The organism is Streptomyces sp. PSU-S4-23, assembly GCF_055632315.1.
The window spans coordinates 3,798,354-3,820,051 of record NZ_JBVMUU010000002.1 but is presented as its reverse complement, the minus strand read 5'-3'; the positions used below and the strand labels follow the sequence as shown (position 1 = coordinate 3,820,051).

Annotated in this window: 19 protein-coding genes and 1 pseudogene; 9 read left to right on the top strand and 11 right to left on the bottom strand. The window is 71.8% G+C overall.

Annotated elements, in window-relative coordinates; all coding sequences use genetic code 11:
* Positions 1-128 precede the first annotated feature (128 nt).
* Complete coding sequence (locus ACZ79I_RS17465) at positions 129-872, bottom strand: GOLPH3/VPS74 family protein (RefSeq protein WP_471498421.1); 744 nt, start codon at positions 870-872, stop codon at positions 129-131.
* Positions 873-1,099: 227 nt separating this feature from the next.
* Here ACZ79I_RS17465 and ACZ79I_RS17460 point away from each other — a divergent pair, with 227 nt between their 5' ends.
* The gene (locus tag ACZ79I_RS17460; RefSeq protein WP_471498420.1) at positions 1,100-3,613 is read left to right on the top strand and encodes a D-alanyl-D-alanine carboxypeptidase; all 2,514 of its coding nucleotides are present in this window, start codon (positions 1,100-1,102) and stop codon (positions 3,611-3,613) included.
* 276 nt (positions 3,614-3,889) lie between these two features.
* Complete coding sequence (locus tag ACZ79I_RS17455; protein ID WP_471498419.1) at positions 3,890-5,794, top strand: MFS transporter; 1,905 nt, start codon at positions 3,890-3,892, stop codon at positions 5,792-5,794.
* 39 nt (positions 5,795-5,833) lie between these two features.
* Here the strand turns inward: ACZ79I_RS17455 and ACZ79I_RS17450 are convergent, their stop codons facing one another.
* The 3 genes from ACZ79I_RS17450 to ACZ79I_RS17440 form a co-directional block, all read right to left on the bottom strand.
* A complete protein-coding gene (locus ACZ79I_RS17450) occupies positions 5,834-6,691 on the bottom strand; it encodes a MerR family transcriptional regulator (protein ID WP_471498417.1) in 858 nt (285 codons plus the stop codon).
* 180 nt (positions 6,692-6,871) lie between these two features.
* On the bottom strand, positions 6,872-7,381 hold the full coding sequence (locus tag ACZ79I_RS17445) for a glutathione peroxidase (RefSeq protein WP_471498416.1): 510 nt from the start codon (positions 7,379-7,381) through the stop codon (positions 6,872-6,874).
* 65 nt (positions 7,382-7,446) lie between these two features.
* Positions 7,447-8,412 (bottom strand): ArsR/SmtB family transcription factor, encoded by a 966-nt coding sequence (locus ACZ79I_RS17440; RefSeq protein WP_471498414.1) that lies wholly within the window; start codon positions 8,410-8,412, stop codon positions 7,447-7,449.
* 78 nt (positions 8,413-8,490) lie between these two features.
* Between ACZ79I_RS17440 and ACZ79I_RS17435 the strand changes: the two genes are divergently transcribed.
* Positions 8,491-9,777, top strand: a complete 1,287-nt coding sequence (locus tag ACZ79I_RS17435) for an MFS transporter (protein ID WP_471498413.1) — start codon at positions 8,491-8,493, stop codon at positions 9,775-9,777.
* Positions 9,778-9,889: 112 nt separating this feature from the next.
* Here ACZ79I_RS17435 and ACZ79I_RS17430 read toward each other — a convergent pair whose 3' ends face one another.
* Both ACZ79I_RS17430 and ACZ79I_RS17425 read right to left on the bottom strand, forming a co-directional pair.
* Entirely contained in the window at positions 9,890-10,804 is a 915-nt protein-coding gene (locus ACZ79I_RS17430) for a slipin family protein (RefSeq protein ID WP_471498411.1), read from the bottom strand.
* Between the two features lie 373 nt (positions 10,805-11,177).
* Positions 11,178-13,607, bottom strand: coding sequence for a SpoIIE family protein phosphatase (locus ACZ79I_RS17425; protein WP_471498410.1), 2,430 nt, complete (start codon positions 13,605-13,607; stop codon positions 11,178-11,180).
* A 286-nt stretch (positions 13,608-13,893) separates the two neighbouring features.
* Here ACZ79I_RS17425 and ACZ79I_RS17420 point away from each other — a divergent pair, with 286 nt between their 5' ends.
* A complete protein-coding gene (locus ACZ79I_RS17420; RefSeq protein ID WP_471498408.1) occupies positions 13,894-14,886 on the top strand; it encodes a GerMN domain-containing protein in 993 nt (330 codons plus the stop codon).
* Positions 14,887-14,943: 57 nt separating this feature from the next.
* On the opposite strand, the gene ACZ79I_RS17415 is transcribed toward ACZ79I_RS17420, so the two are convergent.
* Positions 14,944-15,159: a hypothetical protein gene (locus ACZ79I_RS17415; RefSeq protein ID WP_471498407.1), complete on the bottom strand. Its 216-nt coding sequence runs from the start codon at positions 15,157-15,159 to the stop codon at positions 14,944-14,946.
* A 278-nt stretch (positions 15,160-15,437) separates the two neighbouring features.
* A complete protein-coding gene (locus tag ACZ79I_RS17410; RefSeq protein WP_471498406.1) occupies positions 15,438-15,656 on the bottom strand; it encodes a hypothetical protein in 219 nt (72 codons plus the stop codon).
* 618 nt (positions 15,657-16,274) lie between these two features.
* Between ACZ79I_RS17410 and ACZ79I_RS17405 the strand changes: the two genes are divergently transcribed.
* Together ACZ79I_RS17405 and ACZ79I_RS17400 are read left to right on the top strand one after the other, a co-directional pair.
* Positions 16,275-16,619: a MerR family transcriptional regulator gene (locus ACZ79I_RS17405; RefSeq protein WP_471498404.1), complete on the top strand. Its 345-nt coding sequence runs from the start codon at positions 16,275-16,277 to the stop codon at positions 16,617-16,619.
* A gap of 81 nt (positions 16,620-16,700) precedes the next feature.
* Positions 16,701-16,904, top strand: a complete 204-nt coding sequence (locus tag ACZ79I_RS17400) for a hypothetical protein (protein WP_471498403.1) — start codon at positions 16,701-16,703, stop codon at positions 16,902-16,904.
* Positions 16,905-17,096: 192 nt separating this feature from the next.
* Here ACZ79I_RS17400 and lepB read toward each other — a convergent pair whose 3' ends face one another.
* Positions 17,097-17,663, bottom strand: coding sequence for a signal peptidase I (gene lepB, locus ACZ79I_RS17395; protein WP_471498401.1), 567 nt, complete (start codon positions 17,661-17,663; stop codon positions 17,097-17,099).
* 462 nt (positions 17,664-18,125) lie between these two features.
* Between lepB and ACZ79I_RS17390 the strand changes: the two genes are divergently transcribed.
* Together ACZ79I_RS17390 and ACZ79I_RS17385 are read left to right on the top strand one after the other, a co-directional pair.
* Entirely contained in the window at positions 18,126-18,620 is a 495-nt protein-coding gene (locus ACZ79I_RS17390) for a GNAT family N-acetyltransferase (protein ID WP_471498400.1), read from the top strand.
* 106 nt (positions 18,621-18,726) lie between these two features.
* Positions 18,727-19,849 (top strand): annotated as a pseudogene (locus ACZ79I_RS17385) (IS630 family transposase).
* A 7-nt stretch (positions 19,850-19,856) separates the two neighbouring features.
* On the opposite strand, the gene ACZ79I_RS17380 reads toward ACZ79I_RS17385, so the two are convergent.
* A complete protein-coding gene (locus tag ACZ79I_RS17380) occupies positions 19,857-20,141 on the bottom strand; it encodes a hypothetical protein (RefSeq protein ID WP_471498398.1) in 285 nt (94 codons plus the stop codon).
* A 76-nt stretch (positions 20,142-20,217) separates the two neighbouring features.
* Positions 20,218-20,478, bottom strand: coding sequence for a hypothetical protein (locus ACZ79I_RS17375; protein WP_471498396.1), 261 nt, complete (start codon positions 20,476-20,478; stop codon positions 20,218-20,220).
* Between the two features lie 259 nt (positions 20,479-20,737).
* Between ACZ79I_RS17375 and ACZ79I_RS17370 the strand changes: the two genes are divergently transcribed.
* Positions 20,738-21,220 (top strand): DUF5994 family protein, encoded by a 483-nt coding sequence (locus ACZ79I_RS17370; RefSeq protein WP_471498395.1) that lies wholly within the window; start codon positions 20,738-20,740, stop codon positions 21,218-21,220.
* The last annotated feature ends 478 nt before the right edge of the window (positions 21,221-21,698 follow it).

Here is a 21,698-nt window from a genome sequence, read left to right as displayed (position 1 = left end):
CTCCCGAACCGGTCTCGGGACGGCTGCGCATGCCGGTTCCCGCGTCGGCGGCATGCCGGACCCACTGGTGCGGCCGGTGTCCCCGCCGCGCTCCGCAGGCCGTGCTCCTGAGGCGGTGGGACTGCGGCTCAGTGGGCCACGACGCGTGCCATGGATCCGCGGCGCGGCTGCATCGGAACACCGCGGGCGGGTTGCGCCGCGGTCCTGCCCGGGTGGCCCGGCGCGGCGGGACCGCGGCGGGGCTGTGCCGCGGCGCCGTTCTGGACGTCCATCACGGCGTGCGCCACGAGGCCGCCCATGGGGTCGTGCCTGATCAGGTCCCGCAGCCGGGAGCGGGACGATCGTCCCTCGTTGCCCGGGTACAGGTGCTTGCCGAGACCGACCGCGTGGGCCAGTGCGGCGAGGGCCGCGGTCCGCGGGTCCGGCGGAACGCCGGTGCGGATCGCGGAGTCCAGCCGGGCCCTGATCTCCCGGCTGATGGCCGTGTCCGTCGCCTGGTAGCGAGTCGTCGGCAGCACCCCGCACATCTGGCCGGGCACGGCATGGACCATGCCGCACCGCTCCAGATGCGAAAGGTACGTCTGGCGGAGCCCGAGTCGGGGCCCGCCGATCCAGTGGACGGCCCGTACGGGAGCGCCACGCCTTCGTAGCAACTCCAACGCGCTGTCCAGAGTCGGATCTCCAGTCGGCCGTGGGGCCACCACGGCGATACGATCCCCGTCTGGGGCTATCCGTCCGGCCAGCGCCAGCTCCACTAGCTGTGCTCCGGCCAGACCGAGGTCGAGCGACTGCGGCTGCGCAGTGGTACCCGTTGTCGGGTCCAGTGCCAGCAGCAGAAGCTCTTCCGGAATTGTTCTGCGGCTCCTGCCCATCCATGCCTCCCCGCGTGGATGAATGACAGGGTGACCCCTCTCACATTGGTCTGTCGAGGGTGCGTGACCGGAATGTAGTGGAACCGGTACGTATGTCGTTCTCGTCTAGCGCAGGGGTCAATACCTCACACAGGACACTGGTACATGGTTCGGACAGCAGTGTCCGGCGGCGGTTCACGGTTCGGCAAGCCGCGCGAGCGGGTGCGTGGCGCAAGGAGGAGGCATCGGTGGCGGGCGAGTCCCCCGACAGGTCGAAGCAGCACGAGTCGTCGGTGGAGCCGGCGTCGGGGAGCGGGGCTCCGGTTCCGGAACCGGCCACGGCCGCCCGTGACCCCCGTCTCGCGCTGGCCGGCGAGAAGGCGCGTGCCGACAAGGCGACGGCGGTGTTCTCCACGCGCGCGCTGAGGGAGGCCCAGGGGGCCGCCGGTTCGGCCGCGGACGCGGCCGGGGCGGGCGGCGTCGCGGTGGATGACGCCGAGCGCGCCGACGCCGCCGAGGACGCCGCCGAGGATGTCGCCGCCGGGGACGCGGAGGCCGGCTCGGGCTCCGGGTCCGAGGCGTCTGCGGCGGACGGCGCTTCCGGGGAGTCGCCGTCGGACGGCGCGGAGGAGGCGGCTTCCGGGGAGGCCGAGGGCGAGGACGACTCCGAAGCCGAGGGCGAAGGCGAAGGCGCGGGCGAGCGCCCGGCTCCTGAGGCCGCTCCCGAGGGCGGGCCCGCGGCGGAAGAGGAGCCGGAGGGCGAGCCCGAGGACGAGTCCACGGATGAGCCCGAGGACGAGTCCACCGAGGAGCCCGAGGACGAGCCCCGGAGGGAGGCGGACGCCTCCAAGTCCGAGGGTGCCCCCAAGCCCCCTGTCGACCAGCCCACCGCCGTCTTCAAGGCCGTACGCCCGCCCGCCGTGGATCAGCCCACGACCATGCTCAAGCTCGGCGACGCAACGCCGCCGAACAAGGCGGGCAAGACGAGCGAAGCGGGTAAGACGGATGAAGAAGACAAGGCGGATGTAGTCCCGGAGAAGGGCAAGGCTGCCGACGCACCCGGCGGCAGGCGTCCCGGTGCGCCCGCCGTCGACCAGCCCACGACCATGCTCAAGCTGGGCGCCGCCAAGCCGTCGGACAAGCCGTCGGACAAACCCTCGGACACACCGTCGGACAAGGCACCCGACAAGGCACCCGACAAGGCACCCGGCACGACGGACGGCAAGCCCGCCCCCGCGTGGGCCAAGGCATCCGCACCGGCCGACGCGAAGCCCGGCGGCCCGGCCTCCGGCGTGAAGTCCCCGCGGAAGCCGGACGTTGAGCCCCCGGCCGAGTCCGGCTCCGAGCGCACCAGCAGGTTCGTCGCGTTGAAGCCGCTGGACGAGCCGGCCGCGCCGAAGCCGAAGCCCCAGGCCGGCCCCGCCGAGGCGACCACCGCACTGCCCCGGGTCGGCCCCGAGCGCACCACCCAGCAGCCGCTGCCGCCGAAGCCGCCGCTGGATCTGCTCGCCGAACTGACGAACACCCCGCCGCCCCCGGAGACCCCGGTCCGCACCCTGGTGCGGCGGATCAAGATCTGGACGCCGCTCGTCGTACTGCTGCTGATCGTCTTTGCGATCGTGCAGGCGGTACGCCCGCTGCCGGCTCCGACCCTCGCGCTGACGGCCAAGGACAACTACGCCTTCGACGGCAGCAAGGTCTCGCTGCCGTGGCCGGACGAGGGCCAGGGCTGGATGGACGTCAACGGCATCGGCACGATGGGGAACTTCGGCAAGCAGACCCCCGTCGCCATCGGGTCCGTCGCCAAGGCCATGACGGCGTACATCGTTCTGCGGGACCACCCCTTCAAGGCCGGCCAGGAGGGCGCGAAGATCACCGTCGACGCCACCGCGGAGAAGGAGGGCGGCTACGACAAGGACGGTGAGTCCACGCTCAACACCGTCAAGGAAAACGACACGCTCACCGAGAGGCAGGCCCTGTCGGCCATCATGATCCCGTCGGCGAACAACATCGCGCGGCTGCTGGCGCGTTGGGACGCGGGTTCCGAGGCGGCGTTCGTCAAGAAGATGAACGACACCGCCAAGAGCCTCGGGATGACGGGGACCACGTACACCGACCCCTCCGGCCTGAAGGAGACCACGGTCTCCACCGCCGGGGACCAGGTGAAGCTCGGCAACGAGCTGGTGAGGATCCCGGCCCTGATGGAGATCACCAAGCTGCCCGACTGGCAGGACCCCTCCGGCCAGAAGTGGCAGAACTACAACCGCCTCGTCCCGTACAACGGCGCGATCGGCATCAAGACCGGAACCACCACAGCGGCCGGCGGCAACCTCCTGTTCGCCGCCACCAAGCAGGTCGGCGGCGAGACCGTCACCGTCGTCGGTGCGATCCTCGGCCAGCACAAGGCGCCGATCATCGACACCGTCAACGCGGTCAGCAAGACCGCGATGCTCGCCGCGCGGGACGCGATGACCTCGGCGAAGATCCTCAAGAAGGGCGCCGTCGTCGGATACGTCGACGACGGTCTCGGCGGTCGCACCCCGGTCGCCGTCACGGAGGACGTCACCGCCGTCGGCTGGGCCGGGCTCCGGGTGAAGCTCTCCTTCGCCGCCGACGACGTGCCGCACACCGCGAAGGCCGGCACCAAGGTCGGCACGCTCACCGTCGGTGACGGCAGCGGCGCGGCGGTCCGGGTCCCGGTGGCCCTGCAGAAGGACCTCACCGAGCCGGGCTACGGAGCGAAGTTCACCCGACTGGGCTGAACCGCCGGCCGCGAGGTCCCCTGCCACGCGGCGCGCCCCGCCGGCGGAGCCCCCACCCGGGGAGCCGCCGGCGGAGCCCCACCCCGGGAGCCCGCCGCGGGGTGCGTGCTAGCGTCGCGAGACCGGGGCAGGCCGTGAGCCGCGGAGCCCGGCCCGGGAGCCGCCCGGAAAGGACCCCGGTGAACCGCTGACGGACCTCTTGCGGGGGGCCGGACACGGGGTGAGAACGGAAGACACGGGGCGAGAACACGATCGGGACACGGGGAGTGCCTTCAGGTGGCCACAGCGGAGCCGACACACGCCGACGACGCCGATCCGGGCCGTCGCTCGGGCCCGCGAATACCGCCGCGCGCGCCCGCCGGGGCGACGCCGCTGCCGTCCGCCGCGGCCCCCGGTGAAGGTGCCGGGCCCCCGGCCGGCGACACGGCGGCGCCACCCCGTTCGCGTGCCCTGCTCACCCGGCTGAGGTCGTCGCGTGGCGCGGCCCTCGCCCGCCGCCACCCCGTCCTGTCCGTCACGGTCCTGTCCGGGGTGCTGCACCTCGTCTGGTTCTTCACGTTCGCGAACAGCGGCGGTGACCTCGCGGCGCAGGACGCCTGGGCGGAGTTCGTGGGGCGGCACCCGGACTCGGCGTACAACCTCGCCTGGTACGGGGGCATGCACCCGGTGTCGTACAGCGTGGTGTCGCCGTACCTGATGTCGCTCCTCGGCGTCCGTACGACGATGATGATCGCGGGGACGGTCGCGGCGGGCCTGCTGACGCTGACACTGATCCGCAGCCGCTCGGTGCGCGAGCCGTGGGGACCGGCCCTGGCCGGGGTGTTCGCGCTGCTGTGCAACGCCATCTCGGGTCGGGTGACGTTCGGACTGGGCACGATGTTCGCGCTGGGTGCGACGGCGGTCGTGTTCTGCTGGCCCTACCGCTGGCGCTACAGGCGCTGGGCGAAGGCGCTGTGCGCGGCGCCGCTGGCCGGGGTGGCGACGGCCGCGTCCCCGGTGGCGGGCCTGTTCGTCGGCCTGGTCGCGGTGGCGCTGTTCCTGCAGAAGCGCCGGCCGGGCGCCTGGGCGCTGGGCCTCGCGCCGTCCCTGGTGGTCGCGCTGTCGGCCTTGCTGTTCCCGTTCTCCGGTACGCAGCCGATGACGTGGGGCTCGGTGATCCTGCCCTTCCTGTACGCGGTGCTGGTCTTCGTGCTGGTCCCGAAGGAGTGGAAGACCGTGCGGGCCACGGCGGCGGTGTACGGGCTGTCCGTGCTCCTGGTCTGGCTGATCAGCTCGCAGATCGGCACGAACATCTCCCGGCTGCCGATGCTGTTCGCGGGGGTGGTGCTGGTCGCCGCGCTGCCGTTCACGGCGCCGCGCAGCCGGCGGTGGTACGCGACCGTGATCGCGATCGCGGGCTTCACCGGCTGGATCGGCTTCAAGACGGTGGACGACATCGTCCATACGACGCCGGCGGCGTCCTGGGCGCGCGAACTGGCGCCGCTGGTGAACCAGCTCCAGGTGGTGGGCGCGGAGAAGGGCCGGGTGGAGGTGGTCCCGGCCCGCTCGCACCGTGAGGCGTCGGCGCTGTCCCCGTACGTCAACCTGGCGCGGGGCTGGAACCGTCAGGCCGACATGGAGCGCAACCCGCTCTTCTACGACGACACGCTCAACTCCGCGAACTACCACATGTGGCTGCAGCGCTGGGCGGTGCACTACGTGGTGCTGCCCAAGGACGAGCCGGACGGGGACGGCGGCGAGCGCGAACGCGAACTCGTCCAGCGCGGCATGCCGTATCTCCGGCAGATCTGGGGCGACGCGAACTGGCAGCTGTTCGCGGTGACCGACCCCACGCCGCTGGCGGATCCCCCGGCGGTCGTCGACCGGGCGGAGCAGGGCGAGCTGACGATCGAGGTGAGGAAGGCGGGCCGCGTCCTCATCCGCGTCCCGTACTCGCCGTGGCTGGGCCTGGTCGACGCGCAGGGCAAGGGGGTCAAGCCGCCGCAGGAGACGACGGAGTCGAAGCACCGCGCCAAGGGCCCGAAGACCTTCGACAACGTCAACGGCTGCCTGATGGAGACCCCCGAGGACGCCTCGGGCGACAAGTGGACGGAACTGCTGGCGCCGCGGCCGGGTGTCTACCGCCTGGGGGCGCCGTACCAGCTGCCGCGGGGCACGCCCTGCCCGGAGGAGCTGCGGTGAGGCGGTGGCGAGGGGACGCCCCCTCGCCACGCCCTCACATCACTTCACCGGAAAGGCCACGTCGCACACCGGGTCCTGGGGGCCCGCCGCGCCCCAGTCCGCGAAGTACACCTCGCGGCACGGCCCGGCCTGCTCCAGCCCCTGTTCCGTGACCCACGCCTCCACGGCCTCGAAGGCGGCCAGGATCTGCGGATGCGCCACCTGCGCCTTCGCGATCCGCGTGTACGCGAGCCGCCGCGCCGGCTCCACCCGCACCCGGCTCTCGCCCGCGCGCCCCCGGCCTTGCGCCCACGCCTGTGCCGCCGCCGCGTCGGCCACCGGAACGCATGCCTCCGCCGGACCGTCGCTCTCCTGCGACACCTCCGCGTGGTAGACGACGAACGGCGCCCCGGTCACCCCGCCGCACCCCTTCGCCGCCTCCTCCAGCCGGCCCAGCGACGCGGTGATCCAGGCCGGCAGCTCGTCCGCCAGCGTGTGCCGTGTCTCGGTGATCAGCACCTGCTCCGGCACGTCCACCGTCTCGACCACGAACTTCCCGTACATCTCGGAACTCCTTCCCGACAGCCGTCCACGGAGGTAGTCGGCGAGGGTCCGCTGCGCGGCGATCCGTTCCTCGACCCCGGCCCAGTAGCCGGCGAGGAGCGCGGACGCCCGTACGCCGTCCGACTCGCTCGCCTCCACCACCTCGGCGATCCGCGCGAGCGGCATGTCGAGGCGGCGCAACAGGGCCACCGTACGGGCCCGTCCGACCTGGTCGGCGCGGTAATAGCGGTATCCGCTCGCCTCGTCGACGTGTGCGGGCGCCAGCAGCCCCAGCCGGTCGTACAGCCGCAGTGCCTTCGGCGACAGCCGCGAACGGGCGGCGAACGCGCCGATGGTGAGCAGATCGTCGTTCACCCTGCCATCCTCCGTCGCCGGGCGCCTTCCGCCCGGCGACGGGAACGCTGCCGTCTGCCCCAGGGGCAAGGTCAACCGGGTGCCCGGTCCGCCGCACCGGGAGCGGGCCCGCGGCGGTCCTCAGGGCCTCGGGTCCCGGGGGTTCCGGGGTTCCGGTGGTCCCGGGGGTTCCGTGGGACCTCAGCCGAGGGCCTTCTCCACCGCCTCCAGGACCTGTGCCGTCTCCGGCTCCGTCTGCGGCGAGAAGCGTGCGGCGATCCGGCCGTCCCTCCCGATCAGGAACTTCTCGAAGTTCCAGCGGATGTCCCCGCTGTACCCGTCGCCGTCCGGGAAGCCGACGAGGCGCTCGTACAGGGCGTGCCGGTCCTCCCCGTTCACCTCGGTCTTCTCGGTCATCGGGAAGGTCACCCCGTACGTCGCCGAGCAGAACTCCGCGATCTCCTCCGCGCTGCCGGGCTCCTGCCCGAGGAACTGGTTGCAGGGCACCCCGAGCACGGTGAACCCCCGCGGCCCGAACCGCTCCTGCAGCCGCTCCAGACCCGCGTACTGCGGCGTCAGCCCGCACTTGGAGGCCACGTTCACCACGAGGACGGCCCGGCCCGCGTACTGGGAGAGGTTCGCGGAACCGCCCTGCAAGGCGCCGATCTCCACATCGAGGACCGGGCCCGCGCTGTTGTCCGTAGTCGTCATGGAGCGGATGCTAACCCGCCGCGACAGTCGCGGCGCCCCCGGCGCATGAGGGCCATGACGGACCGTCAGCCCCGCTGTGCCGTCACCAGCACCTCACCGGCCGCCGTACGGGAGTACAGCACCGACCGCCCCGCCCGCCGGCGTTCCACCAGCCGCGCCTCCAGCAGCACTTTCAGATGCCGCCCCACCGAGCCGAGCCCCTGCCCCGTCACGGCGACCAAGTGGCTGGTGCTCATGGGAGAGTCGAGCAGGACGAGGACCCGCGCCCGCGCCGGCCCGAGCAGCGAGCCGAGGCTCGTCGGCACCGCCGTCTGCGGACCGTGGGCCAGCGCGCCCGCGCACGGATAGACGACCGCGTACCGGTCGGGTTCCTCCCAGGACACCCACCCGGTCTGCGGGGTGACGGGGACGAAGACCAGTTCGGCCCCGGAGATCTCACGCGGCGGGTACTCGTGCAGGTTGACCTGGAGCCGGTTCCCGCCGAGCCAGCGCGTCCGGCCCGGCCGCAGGGTGTCCAGCGCGGCCGCCCAGCCGCCCCGGCCGAGCCGCGCCGTCCGGGCGACCACATCGGCCTCCAGGACGCGCCGCCGCCGGTCCCAGTACGGCGACACGGCCTCCGCCCACACGTAGGTCAGCAGGTCCGCGGCGCGTGCGGGCAGGTCGTCGCGGTCGAGCCGGGCGGGGAGCGGGCCGCGCAGCGACACGGTGAGGTGGGCGCGGGCTTCGGCGGGGCAGGCCGCGCGGACCCGCTCCACGCCCTCCTCGAAGCTCTCCTCGTCCCCCGGGGTGGGCGTGAGGAAGTCGGCGATCCACTCCCGGCCGAGCCCGCTGCGGACGAGCAGCGCGGTGACCGGGTCGGCGGCCAGTCGCCGGCGGTAGCCGGGCAGGTGGGCGCCGAGCCATGCACGCTCCCCGGGATGCGACGCGGCGCCGGCGTGCAGCAGCTTCAGGCTCGCGAAGACCTCGGCGAGCGGCGACAGGACGAAACGGCTCCCGGCGAGGGTGTCGGCGTTGACGTACCACAGGCCCACGGCCGCAGCCCCCTCCTGTCGTTTCGCGTGTACGCGAAACACTAACGGCCGCCCTGGGCGCCCGCTCAGACTCCGCGCATGCGCAGCTACTCCGACCTCTTCCGCACCCGCGAGTTCACCCCGCTCTTCCTGTCCACCGCGCTCCAGACGGCCGCCTCGACGCTCGGCGGCCCGGCCCTCGGCACGCTGGTGTACCGGGCCACCGACTCGCCCCTGCTCTCGGCGGTGAGCATGTTCGGCCCGCAGCTGGCACAGGTCGTGGGCGCGACCACGCTGCTGTCGGCGTCGGACCGGCTGCCGCCGCGCGCGACGATGGCGGGCATCGCGTGCGTGTTCGCGGCCGGTACCGCGGCGATGGCCGCGCCCGGCCTGCCGGTCGGGGCGGTCTTCGCGCTGCTGCTGCTCCTCGGCCTGGTCCAGTCGCTCGGCGGCGGGGTGCGCTGGGGCCTGCTGAACGAGATCCTGCCCAAGGACGGCTATCTGCTGGGCCGTTCGGTCTTCAACATGATGAACGGCCTCATGCAGATCACCGGGTACGCGACCGGCGGCGTCCTGATCGCGGTCCTGTCCCCGCGCGCAACCCTGCTGACGGCGGCGGCGCTGTACCTGGTGGGGGCCGTCGGCACCCGATGCGGGCTGAGCCGCCGTCCGCCCCGGGACTCCGGCAGTCCGTCCGTCGCGCGGACGTGGCGCACCAACGCGCTGCTGTGGTCGTCACCGCCGCGCCGGACCACGTACCTCCTGCTGTGGATCCCGAACGGCCTGGTGGTCGGCTGCGAGTCGCTGTACGTCTCCTACGCGCCCGACCGCGCCGGCGCGCTGTTCGCGTGCGCCGCGTTCGGCATGTTCGTCGGGGACGTCACGACCGGCCGACTGCTTCCGCCCGCCCTGCGCCGCCGCCTCGGCATCCCGTTCCTGCTGCTTCTGGCGGCCCCCTACCTGGCGTTCGCCCTGCACCCCAGCGTGCCCGTGGCGGCCGCCTGCGCGGCACTGGCCTCGGTCGGGTTCAGCGCGAGCCTCATCCAGCAGGAACGTCTGATGTCCCTGACGCCTCAGGAACTGAGCGGTCACGCCCTCGGACTGCACTCGGCGGGCATGCTCACCCTGCAGGGCGTGAGCGCGGCACTGGCCGGGGCCGTGGCCCAACTCACCTCGCCGGCAACGGCGATGACGGTGATGGCGGCGGGGTCGCTGGCGGTGACGCTGTCGCTGGCGGCGGCGGACCGCCGCCGGCCCCGTGGGCCCGGCGGCGGGCCCGGGGCCACGGGGGAACGGGACGTCCGGGTGAACGGTCCCCGAAGTGAGGGGAGTTCACCGCCCGGGGGCGCGGGCTCCGGCCGGGACCGAGGCGGTGTCGCGGGGTGAACCGCCGCCGGGGCGAACCGAGTAGACCGTCCGAGGCCGCCGTGCATGACCGCGGACGGCGCCCGCCGCGCGTCGGCCCGGTGGCCCACTCGCCGGGCGGGCGCCGTCGGGCTCACGCCTGATCGGTGTGCGGCTGGGGCGCGGGGGCCGGCACCTCCCCGAGGCGGGGGTCGTGCGCGGCACCCGGTACGGCCGCCGCCCGGTCACCGGCGGGAGCGCCCGTGCCCGCCGCCGGGGCCGCCTTCCCGTCACCCTCCTCGTGGCCGAGACTGCGGGCCGCGCGGTCGAAGTACCGCAGCAGTTCCACCGGGAACGGCATCACGAGCGTCGAGTTCTTCTCCGCCGCCACCTCCACGACCGTCTGCAGGAGCCGCAGCTGCATGGCCTCCGGGGTGTCCGACATGATGCGGGAGGCGTTGGCGAGCTGCTGGGCGGCCTGGAACTCGCCGTCCGCCGTGATGACGCGCGCCCGCCGCTCGCGCTCCGCCTCGGCCTGCCGGGACATGGACCGCTTCAGGGACTCCGGCAGCTGTACGTCCTTGATCTCGACCCGGTCGATGTGCACGCCCCAGCCGGCCGCCGGGCTGTCGATCATCAGGGCGAGCCCCTCGTGCAGCCGCTCACGGTCGGACAGCAGGTCGTCGAGGTCGCTCTTGCCGATGATGGACCGCAGCGAGGACTGGGCGACCTGCCCGACGGCGAACATGTAGTCCTGGACCTCGATCGAGGCCCGTACGGGGTCGGTGACCCGGAAGTAGACGACGGCGTCGACCTTGACCGAGACGTTGTCCCTGGTGATGCCCTCCTGGGTCGGGATCGGCAGGGTCACCACCTGCACGTTCACCTTCCGCATCCGGTCGGCGAACGGGATCAGGAACGTGATGCCCGGCTGCCGGTGGTGCGGCAGCGCCTTCCCCCAGCGGAACACGACCCCGCGTTCGACCTGGTTCACGACCCGCATTCCGCTGCGCAACACGAGCAGGGCCAGAACGGCCACCAGCACGACCGCGACGACGGTGCCTTCCATGGCACTTCACTTCCCTCTCAGGGTGTCGATGAGTGACAACCAAGTGGACACCGCGGGAAGGATCAGCGGATGCGGCCGGGGCGTCAGGAGTTCGTCAAGAAGAGGAGGGCCCACCGGCGCCGGGAGACACCACCCGGAGGGCCCACCGGCGCCGGGAGACACCACCCGGAGGTACCGGAGGCGCCTGGGGACACCACAGACACCCGGAGGCGCCCGCAGACACCCGGAGGCGCCCGAAAACACCCGGGGGGCCCGCAGACACCCGCAGACATCCGCAGACATCCGCAGACATCCGGAGGCGCCCGGAGCCGTCATGCCGGCCGGGCCGTGGTCACCACGGTCCCGGTTGCGGTCACGGCCCTCCCGGTCGCCGTCACCTCCGTGTGCGGGGTATCTCGATCTCCGCCCAGATCGTCTTCCCGGCCGCGTGGTGGCGCGTTCCCCAGCGCTCGGCGAACTGCGCGACGAGCAGCAGCCCGCGGCCGCCCTCGTCGAAGGTGCGGGCCCGCCGCAGATGCGGGGCGCTGCTGCTGGTGTCGGAGACCTCGCAGATGAGCGCGGCATCATGGATCAGCCGTAGCTGGATGGGGGGCTGGCCGTACCGGATGGCGTTGGTGACCAGTTCGCTGACCACCAGTTCGGCGGTGAAGGCCACCTCCTGCAGTCCCCACCCCGACAGCCGGTCCAGGGCCTCCGCCCGGGCGCGGGCCACCGCGGCCGGGTCGGACGGCAGGTCCCAGGTGGCGACCTGGCCGGTGTCCAGGGCCCGGGTACGGGCGACGAGCAGGGCGACGTCGTCCTGGGGCTGCGCCGGGAGCAGATCGCGGATCAGGTTGTCGCAGACGTCCTCCAGCGAGGCGGCGGGCTCTTCCAGGGACCGGCGCAGCAGCGCGAGCCCCTTGCCGAGGTCGTGCTTGGTCCCCTCGATGAGGCCGTCCGTGTAGAGGGCGAGCAGACTGCCCTGGGGCAGTTCCCACTCGACCGCCTCGAAGGGCAGACCGCCCACGCCCAGCGGAGGACCGGGCGAGACCTCGACGAAGTCGGCCGTGCCGTCCGGCGTGACGACGGCGGGCGGCGGATGGCCCGCGCTGGCGGCCGTGCAGCGGCGCGAGACCGGGTCGTAGACGACGTACAGGCAGGTGGCGATGAGGTCGGTGGAGACCTCGATGTCGGCCTCGGGCTCCGCGGTGGGCTCCTCCTCCGCCGCCAGATGGGTGATCAGGTCGTCGAGGTGGACGAGGAGCTCCTCCGTGGGGAGGTCGACGTCCGCCAGGGTGCGCACCGCCGTCCGCAGACGTCCCATGGTGGCGGTGGCGCGCAGGCCGTGGCCCACCACGTCCCCGACGACCAGCGCGACCCGGGCGCCGGACAGCGGGATCACATCGAACCAGTCGCCCCCGAGGCCGGCCCGGGTGCGGGCGGGCAGATAGCGGTACGTGACCTCGACCGCGTCCTGCGCGGCCAGCCGGCGGGGGAGCAGGCTGCGCTGCAGGGCCAGGGCCGTGTTGCGTTCGAGGGTGTACCGGCGGGCGTTGTCCACGGCCACGGCGGCGCGTGCGCCGATCTCCTGGGCGAGCAGCAGATCGTCGTCCTCGAAGGGCTCGGGACGCTGATGGCGGACGATGACCGACACGCCGAGAGTGATGCCGCGGGCACGCAGCGGAATGACCATGATCGAGTGGATTCCGAACCGCCAGACCACCCCGGCCCGCTCGGGGTCGGCGACCTGCCAGCTCCTGATGGCCTCGTCCAGCGTGCGGTGCAGCGAGGGCCGGCCGGTGGCCAGGACGCGGGCGGGGGGTGCCGACTCCGGGTAGTAGTCCACGTCCCCCGGCTGGATCACCGCCTCGGGCGCACCGGGCAGGACGGACTGCTGCGCGGCGCGGCGCAGGGCGACGGTGCCCGAGGCGGACGGCACCGGCTCGACCCCGCGGAACAGGGAGTCCAGCAGGTCGATGGTGACGAAGTCGGCGAGCCGGGCCACCATCACATCGGCCATCTCCTGGGCCGTGTGCATCACGTCCAGGGTGCTGCCCACCTGCGTACCGACGTCGTTCAGCAGGGCCAGCCGCTCCCGGGCCCAGTACTCGGCGGTGACGTCGAGTGCTGAGAGCTGCACGTGGGGCACCTGACCGGCCGATGTCGTGACCGGGGCCACGGTGACGGCCCAGATCCTCGGCAGCGCCGCCGGCCGGGCGCTGCCCCGCAGCTGGAACTCCTCGGGCTGCCCCGACTCGAACACCCGGCGCATGCCCTCCTCGACCCTCCGGCACATGTGGGGCGGCAGGACGTCGGTGACACGCCGGCCACGCATCTGCTCCTCGGTGAGGCCGAGCTCGCGGGTGGCACCGGCGCTCGCCCGCACGACCCGCAGTTCGCGGTCGTACACCATCAGGGGCAGGTGGCACTGCGTGAACGCCTCCCCCGCCGCCGCCGGGTCCGGCGGCTGCTTCGGCGCCGTGACCACGATGAGGCGCTGCGCCCTGCCCTCGCCGTCGAACGACGGATACGCCCGCAGCCGCACCTCCACGCGCCGGCCGTCCCGGTGCCGCAGCGGGGTCGTCCCGCCGCGGCCGTCGAGAGCCGCGGGATACCCCTTCGCGACGTCTGCGTCCGAACCGAGCAGATCGATCACGGGGTGCCCGACGACCTCCTGGTACGGGTAGCCGAGCAGCCGCTCGGCGCCCGCGCTCCACGCCGTCACGATCCCCCGGGCGTCCACGACCGCCGTCGCCGGGTCCGCCGGGTCCGGGGGCATGCCGGAGCCGTTGCCGGGTGTGCTGGCACCGTGCATGTCGATCATCGCCCATTCTTCCCCCGCGGAAGCCCGGGCCGCGGGATGACGCCACCGGGCCCACGAGGCCCGGAGGCCGGGCCTGCCGCGTCGGCCCTCTCCCCACTTCTACCGTTCTTCGCCCGCACTCGCGCGTCGTGGCACCGCGCCGCCGGGCACGGCGGAAGAGGGGCCGCGACCCGGGCCTGTCGGCGCGCCGTCACACCGGTGCCGTACGGACCTCCGGTCCGGGCCGGACGACCCCTGGGAAGCCAGCCGGTGCGGGCGTTGGCTGGTGGTGTCGGAGGAGGCCGCCATGAACGCCAGCACGTCCGCCGGACGGACCGGCACGCACCCGCGCCGTCCAGCCGCCCTCGCCACCGTCGCCCTGCTCGTCGCCTCGCTGGCGGCCGGCTGCGGGGGCGGGAACGGGGGCACGGCCGGCACCGGGCCGGACACCTCGCCCGCCACCACCGACGGCACGAGCGGCGGCACATCGCAGACGCCGGGCGACGGCGGCGGCTCGCAGAAGGGGACCCCAGGCACCCCGTCCACCGGGGCCACCCCGACCACCACGCCCGCCGGGAGGGCGCCCCGCCAGGTGCGGGTCTCGGCCTACTTCCTGCACGGGGAGCATGTGTCGCCCGCGCCGCGCAGCGCGGCCTCCCCGAGCACGGCCGCGGGAGCCCTCCGCGCACTGCTGGCCGGGCCCACCACCTTTGAGAAGCGGTACGAGCGCACCACGGCGATCCCCCGCGGCACCACGCTGAACTCCGTCGCCGTGCGCGGCAAGGTCGCCACGGTCGATCTCTCCGGGCGCTACGACGACGGCGGCGGCAGCCTCTCCATGCGGGCACGGATCGCCCAGGTCGTCTTCACCGCCACCCAGTTCCCGTCCATCCGGAAGGTGGCGTTCGAACTCGACGGCAAACCCGTCACCGCGCTGGGCGGGGAGGGGGTCGATGTGCACCAGCCGGTCGGCCGGGCCGACTTCGAGGATCTGACCCCCGCCGTCCTCGTGGAGTCGCCGCTGATCGGCCACACCGTCCACAGCCCGGTCCGGGTGTGGGGCAGCGCCAACACGTTCGAGGCGACGTTCCGCCTGAGGCTCAGGGACGCCGCCGGGACGACGGTCGCCTACCCGTATGTGACGGCGACCTCCGGCACCGGCACCCGCGGCACCTTCGACGTGACGGTCCCGTACCGGACCGCGCACACCGGCACGGGCCGGCTGATCGCCTCGTACGACTCTCCCAAGGACGGACGGCCGGTGATCGTCGACACGATCCCGCTGACGCTGGGACGGTGACGGCGAGGCACGGACACGCTGCCACCGGTCTACGGCTCCCGGCCCGTCCGCCGCCTGTCAGGGCAGGGCGACGCCGTCCAGCCTGCCGTTCTTGGCGTCGTCGACGAGCGAGGAGAACTGGTCGGCGCTCATCTGGACACGCTGACCGAAGTCGTCGGTCAGCACGATCCGGCGGTCGGCCGGGGCGTTCGGGTCGACGAACAGTTGGGGACAGCCGCAGTTGCAGTTTCCGCAGAAGGTTGCCACGGGCTCCAGCCCGCCGATGTCGGCCATGCTTCTCCACCTCCAGTGGATGCGGCGCGCCGGTGTCCGGACCGGTCGCCGTGGGGACTGTCCGGGAGATACCCGAGGCGGTGCGAGGGGACGCACGGCCGGGCCGGGCCGCCGGGGCGCGGTGGCCGGCCCGTGTGCTGTCGTGCTGCGCCACCCGCTTCCGGTGCTTCGGTCCCGGGAGGGGACCCGGGAACCGGACACCTCCGGAATCCGACTCCATGGAGGGAGGCCGACGGGCACGGCCGGGCGGCCCGGCCGCCGCGACCGCTCTGCGGCCTCTACGCGGTGTCGCTCCAGTCGTACGGCCCGCCGCCACGCCACTCGATCAGCTCCGGGTCGTCGATGGCGCGGTCCTCCGAGGGCAGTCCGGCGTCGTGGAGCAGCTCGAACACATCGAAGAGGCTGTGGGCGACGCCCACGCGCTTGCCGTGGATCGTCACCTGCCGCCCGCCGTCGGTCGACGGCGGGAACACGACCACAGGAGGCTGCTCGTCCATGGCACCACCATGCGCCGCAACCGTCCGGCCTGCAGCTTGACGCCCCTGACCAGCACAGGCACGACGGCAGCCCCGGATGCCGCCACGGCGCTCACCGTGAGGGGCGCCCACGCCGAGGACGGGCACTCTTCCGCATGCATGTGCAACAGAATCCCGTAGATCGCCCTCGAAGCAAATCTGTCATGACGGCAGTAGACATTGGCTCGTCATGGGGCTAACGTTCTTGTCGTACCCAGGAAGTCGAAGAGGGCACGACAGATACGAAACTGCCGTGCAAGCAGGTCAAGCAGTTCAAGCAGGTCAAGCAGAAAACGGCCCCTCGGGGCCGCGAGCAGTACCCGCGGTATCCAGCAGTACAACCGAGTAACCGAAGGTAAGGAGCAGAACGCCATCAGGATCGCCCGGGCGAGGAAGAAGTCCGCCCGGGTACCGCAGGCCCCGGATTGGAAGGTGGTCCCCGGTCACGCAACCGCGATCCCCGCAGCCCCGCCCTCCCAGGCGGAACCTGCGGACAAAGAAGGCCGGCGCAGTTCGCCGGTAGATGGTGTTGAAAGCTCGGGGCCCGGGTGCCGGTACGGCATCCGGGCCCCCCGACGCGTCCCCTGGAAGAAGAGGCCTATGCCCCCTAGCAGTACCCGTCCCGTCACCCCTCTCGATGACGACGACTACCCCGCCTACACCATGGGCCGGGCCGCCGCGATGCTCGGCACCACCCCCGCCTTCCTCCGCACCCTCGGTGAACACCGCCTGATCACCCCCCTGCGCTCCGAAGGCGGCCACCGCCGCTACTCCCGCTACCAGCTCCGCATCGCCGCCCGCGCCCGCGAACTCGTCGACCGGGGCACCCCCATCGAGGCCGCCTGCCGCATCGTCATCCTCGAAGACCAGCTCGAAGAAGCCCAGCGCATCAATGAGCAACTGCGCGCCCAGGGCGGCGGGCCGCAGCCGAAGACCACATCCTGATCACGACCGGGCGGCGCTCCGCTCGCCATCGTGGCCGGTGACGGCCGCCAGGCCCCGCTGATGTCTGCTTGGATGCCGCAGATGACGACGAGTTCTGCTGTTCCCCGCGCGGACGACGCCGATCCCGACCGTCTGAGGGCCCTGCTGGAACGTGCCGCCGAGGGGCGGGACGGTCAGGCCCCGGCCGACCCCCGCGCCCTGACGTATGCCTTCGGTGAGGCGACCTGCCCGGAGTGCGAGCAGCGCTTCTCCGTCATCGGGCAGGTCGTCGCCGGTTCCGGCTGAGAACCGCGTTGCGGTGGCGGGGTTGTGAACCCAGCGGCCTCTTCGTCCCGACGTGGCTGGCGGCGGCCCCCGGCCACCGGGGTGGCACCGGGGGCCACAAGGCGTTCGGCCGCTTCACGCCAGAAGTCGGCGTCCCCGAGCCTCAAAGGCTCTTGCCGGCCTCCCATGTGGAGGCCGGGGCATCTGCCGGGCTCAGCCCACAGGCCATGGCGCCACGGCCGGGAGCGACCTCCCGGCACGCCGTCTGACTGCGTAGCCTCCGATACCGGCGAGGGTCAGCACGATCCCGAGGCCCCCAAGCGTCACCAACACCGTCGGCACGGCGGAGTCCTCCACCACTCGCCCCTGCACTCCGGAGGCCGCGACGCTGCCTGACTGCTCGCTGAGGTGGAAACGTGAGTCGTTGGCGTTCGCCCGATGGTCCCCCAGCAGGAACAACCGCCCGTCCGGCACCTTCACGTCGTACGGGCTGACCGTCAGGTCCTCTTCGCCGTCCCCCACATACGGCTCGTCGACCGGCCTGCCGTTCACCGTGACCCGGTTCCCCTCGCCCGCCACGTGATCGCCGCCCAATCCGATGACCCGCCGCAGCATCGGCCTCCCCTGGTAGTGCTCGGGTGCGTCGATGAGCAGGACATCGCCCCGGCGTATCTCGCTCGCGTCGATCCGCTCGATGAACAGCTGATCGCCCTGGCGGTACGTCGGTCTCATGGAGTCGCCCATGACGGTGGCCATCCTGTAGTTCGCGAGGGTATACACGACGGTCCCTGCCAGGAGGGCCAACCCGACTGGTGCCGACACCCAAGCCGCGTCCCTCAGCCTGCTGATCGCTCTTCGCCGCCGCACCGGCGTCCCTCCCTCGAACCCCGCCCGACAACTGTGCGGGCCAGCAGAGGCTATGCGGCCTCAGGGGGAAACGCACCCAGGTCCTGGGGGAGCGTGCCACTGTGCGAACGACCTGGACGCCACCGGCAGCGACTGCCCGGCTCCGCCTGGGCCGACGGCGTACGGGATGTGAGCACCCCGCGCACGCCACACCCACCCGCAGGAGCAGCATCGCTGGTGCGGAGGGAGCTTGGTGAGCAGGTCGGCTCCCCAACGGCGCTCGGGAGACTGAGCGGGGAGTGATCGGGCACTAGTGCCGCATCAAGGCAACGTTTGCCCCTACGTGAGTTGGTGGGCACCTTGCTACCAGATCGATCCGGTGGGAAGCTCTAGCTCATGTCGATCTTGGTCCGGCCCGCCAGAAGCAGGGACGTGCCCGCTCTTGTCCGTCTGCGCGTGGCCAATGCCGAACGGCACATCCAGCTCGCACCCGACATCTATCGGGTTCCCGATGCCGAAGCGGTGCGGAGGCACTTCGAGGAGGTACTCGCTGACGGATCCGAGGTACTGATCTCGGTCGCAGAGGTGGCGGGCGAGGTGGTGGGAATGGCAGAGCTGGTCCTGCTGGCAGAGCCCCCAGATCACCAGATCCTGGTGCCCCGTCGCGCGGCCGAGATCCACACCGTGGTCTTGGACGGACATCGTGGCTGCGGCGTGGGGTCAACTTTGGTCGCAGCAGCGGAGCGATCTGCGGCAGACCGCGGTATCTCGATCATCTACGCCGGCATCTTCGCTCCAAACGAGGACGCCGTCGGCTTCTACTCTGCGTCCGGTTTCGGACCACGCGGGATCTTGCTGAGCAAGGAGCAAGAGGTTCCCAGTGTCGGTTGATGCCCGAGCTCAGGGCATGAGTGCCAGGTCACCACGGGTGAGGGCGGCGACCACCTGCACGACGACGAACAGGTACGGACATGGCTTGCCGAGCTGAGGAAACGTCGTGCAGGTACGGGAGATCGATGACGACGAGGGCCGAAGACTGCTGCGGATCATCCGCAGGGGTACTGGATCGGTGGTGACCTGGCGGCGAGCCCAGATGGTGCTGCTGTCCGCGCAGGGCATTTCCGTGCCAAAGATCGCCGAGGTGACGTTCACCAGTGCGGACCGGGTCCGGGACGTGATCCACAACTTCAACGCCGACGGCTTCGACTCGCTCTACCCCCAAGTACAAGGGTGGCCGGCCCAGAACCTTCACCCTCCCGGAACGCCGGGAGATCAAGAAGATCGCCAAGTCCAGGCCGGCTGAGCACGGCCTGCCGTTCTCGACCTGGAGCCTGGCCAAGCTGGCCGACTTCCTGGTCGCCGAGGGGGTGGTCGACGACATCAGCCATGAGGGCCTGCGGGCACTGCTCCGCGAGGAGGGCGTCTCGTTTCAACGCATAGAGACCTGGAAGACCTCCCGCGACCCGGACTACGCGGCCAAGAAGGCCCGCGTCGAGCACCTCTACGCGATCGCCGACGGCGAGGTCATACCCGAGGACGGCGAACCCGAAGTCGTCTTATGCCTGGACGAGTTCGGCCCGCTCAACCTGCAGCCTCACCCCGGGCGACAATGGGCCGAGCGCGGCGGACGGCACAAGGACCCCGACCGGGAACCCTGGCCCCGCAGGCGGGCGACCTACACCCGCCCGCACGGGGTCAGGCACCTGTTCGCCGCCTACGACCTGGCCAAGGACAAGCTCTACGGCCACATCAAGCGGAAGAAGAACCGGACGAGGTTCCTCGAGTTCTGCCGCTACCTGCGCACTCTCCACCCGCCCGAGATCCGCATCGCGATCGTACTCGACAACTTCTTCCCGCACCTGACCACGAAGAAGGACAGCCGGGTCGGCGACTGGGCTGCGGCCAACAACGTCGAGTTCGCCTACACGCCGACCAACAGCTCCTGGCTCAACCGTATCGAGGCCCAGTTCACCGCCCTGCGCTACTTCGCACTGGACGGCACCGACCATGCCAGCCACAAGGAGCAGGGCAGCATGATCCGCCGCTACATCATCTGGCGGAACAAGCACGCCTCCGATGAACGCCTACGCCAAGTAGTCAACAGGGCGAACGTGGCCTGATGCGGCACTAGTCATCCTGGGCAGGCGCAGCCGACTCTTCCTCCTCCTCCATGAACCGGATGCCCTCATGTGTCAGCGAGACGGTGGCGGGGGTCTTGTGGGATGTCCAGTCGACGGTGATCAGGCCCTCGCCGACCAGGTATGAGCAGGCCGCGGAGAGGTCCTCATCGGGGAGACGCAGCTCGTCGCGGAGTGTCGCCCCACTGACCTCAGGTCGATTGCGTTCGGCGGCTCCGTACAGAGACTGGAGAACCGCCATGCGGTACGTCTTGCGTTCACGGAGTGTCGTCATGGCTGTCGCTCTCGGGCTCGTAGCCGACGGTGCGGACGCTGGTGGGTGGCGGGGCATCGCGGCTTTCCCGGTCGGGTCACACCTCGTCCGCGGGATCATGATCGTCGAAGGTCGATTCGCTGGAGGCCAGCCACGATTGTGCGGGCTGCGCGATGTGCGTGGTGTCGATGGTGAGATGCAGACGGGTCGCCCCTCCGCGGCCGGCGGGGTAGCTGCGCTGCTCGGTCGAGGCAAAGCAGTACCGAAGTACTTGGGCGACGCGACGAGCGACATCCGGCGTTGCTGCGACGATACGTACCTCGGCATGGCCCGCAGAGGGCAATGGTTCGTGATCCATGGCGAACCTCCCACCTGCGGGCGGCGGCGCCGAGCACCTGCGAGGGGTTGCTGCTGGGATCGTCCGGGATCCGGGTGCCGCCGCGCTTCCACGTACGCCCCTCTCCTGAAGCCTATGCCCGCGCCTGTCGTCCCTGCTCCCCGAATCGGGCAGCGGGAGTCAGGGCGAGCCCCTGAGACACCGGCGCTCGGCGACACCAGGAGTAGCGTGGTAGTCGAATCCCGGTTCGCACCGAACCTCGAAACACGGGCGGTGCCCCATGATCGGTTCCGATACACCCCCTGGTTCCCGGCATCTGCCGAGTGGCGTTCATCAGGCCATGCGGCCGGGGTACGCACTGCTTCGGCTGGAAACGACGGAGTCGCGTGAGGGCATCCTCGACGGTGCGTGGTGGCCTCGGTCGCGCGATATCGGCGCCGAGCTGCCCGCCCTGCTGAAGGCCCTCATCGAGCACCTCGGCCCCATCGCCCGCGTCGGGCTGGACGCCGGGGCCTGGGAAGGACTCCCGACCCGGATGATCGTCGACGACTGTTTGGTGCACATCGACTCCTTCCCGGTCGGTGACGACACCGTTCTGGTCACCAGAGGCGACCAGGACCACTTCTCGCTGCTCCTGGTCCCACCGGACGCGACACCCGAGGCCGCACACGCCGCGATGGCCCAGGCCGTCCGGGCCGACAACGTCACTCAGGCGGAACGGATTCTCATCGACACCGGAAGCGGACGGGGACTCTCGAACTGACGGGCGCCTCGGCCCGGCCCGCCGTCGAACCGGCCGTCGTGGTGGTGCGGCTCTGGCAGCCACGCACGACACGGTGGTCATGGACGAGTACGGGCGGCGGCGGGTGACCGGCGTTGACCCCTCGGACATGACCGTCGTTGTGTTCAGCCGCATCATCTGGGCTGCCACGTGGTCGGGACCGAACGGGTCCCCGCGGTTCATGAAGAGGTCTCCGGTTGATCTTCGACAGCGGCGATAGGGATCGTCGACGGCCGTACCGGTCGGCTTGCGTGGGTCGCCCGTCCGTGACGGCTCTCAGACGGTTCCGTGCCCTTCCTCCGGCTCGCAGGTGGCTACCCCGAGAAGGAAGCTGGTCTCTGCCGGCGCCGGCATGCGCGAGGCCGTCAGCGGGTTGTGGTGATCGGCGGCAGCTGTCAGCAGCCGGCGGGTCCGCCGGGGCCACCTCGATCACGTGGCCAGGTGCCATGACCCTGTGCGG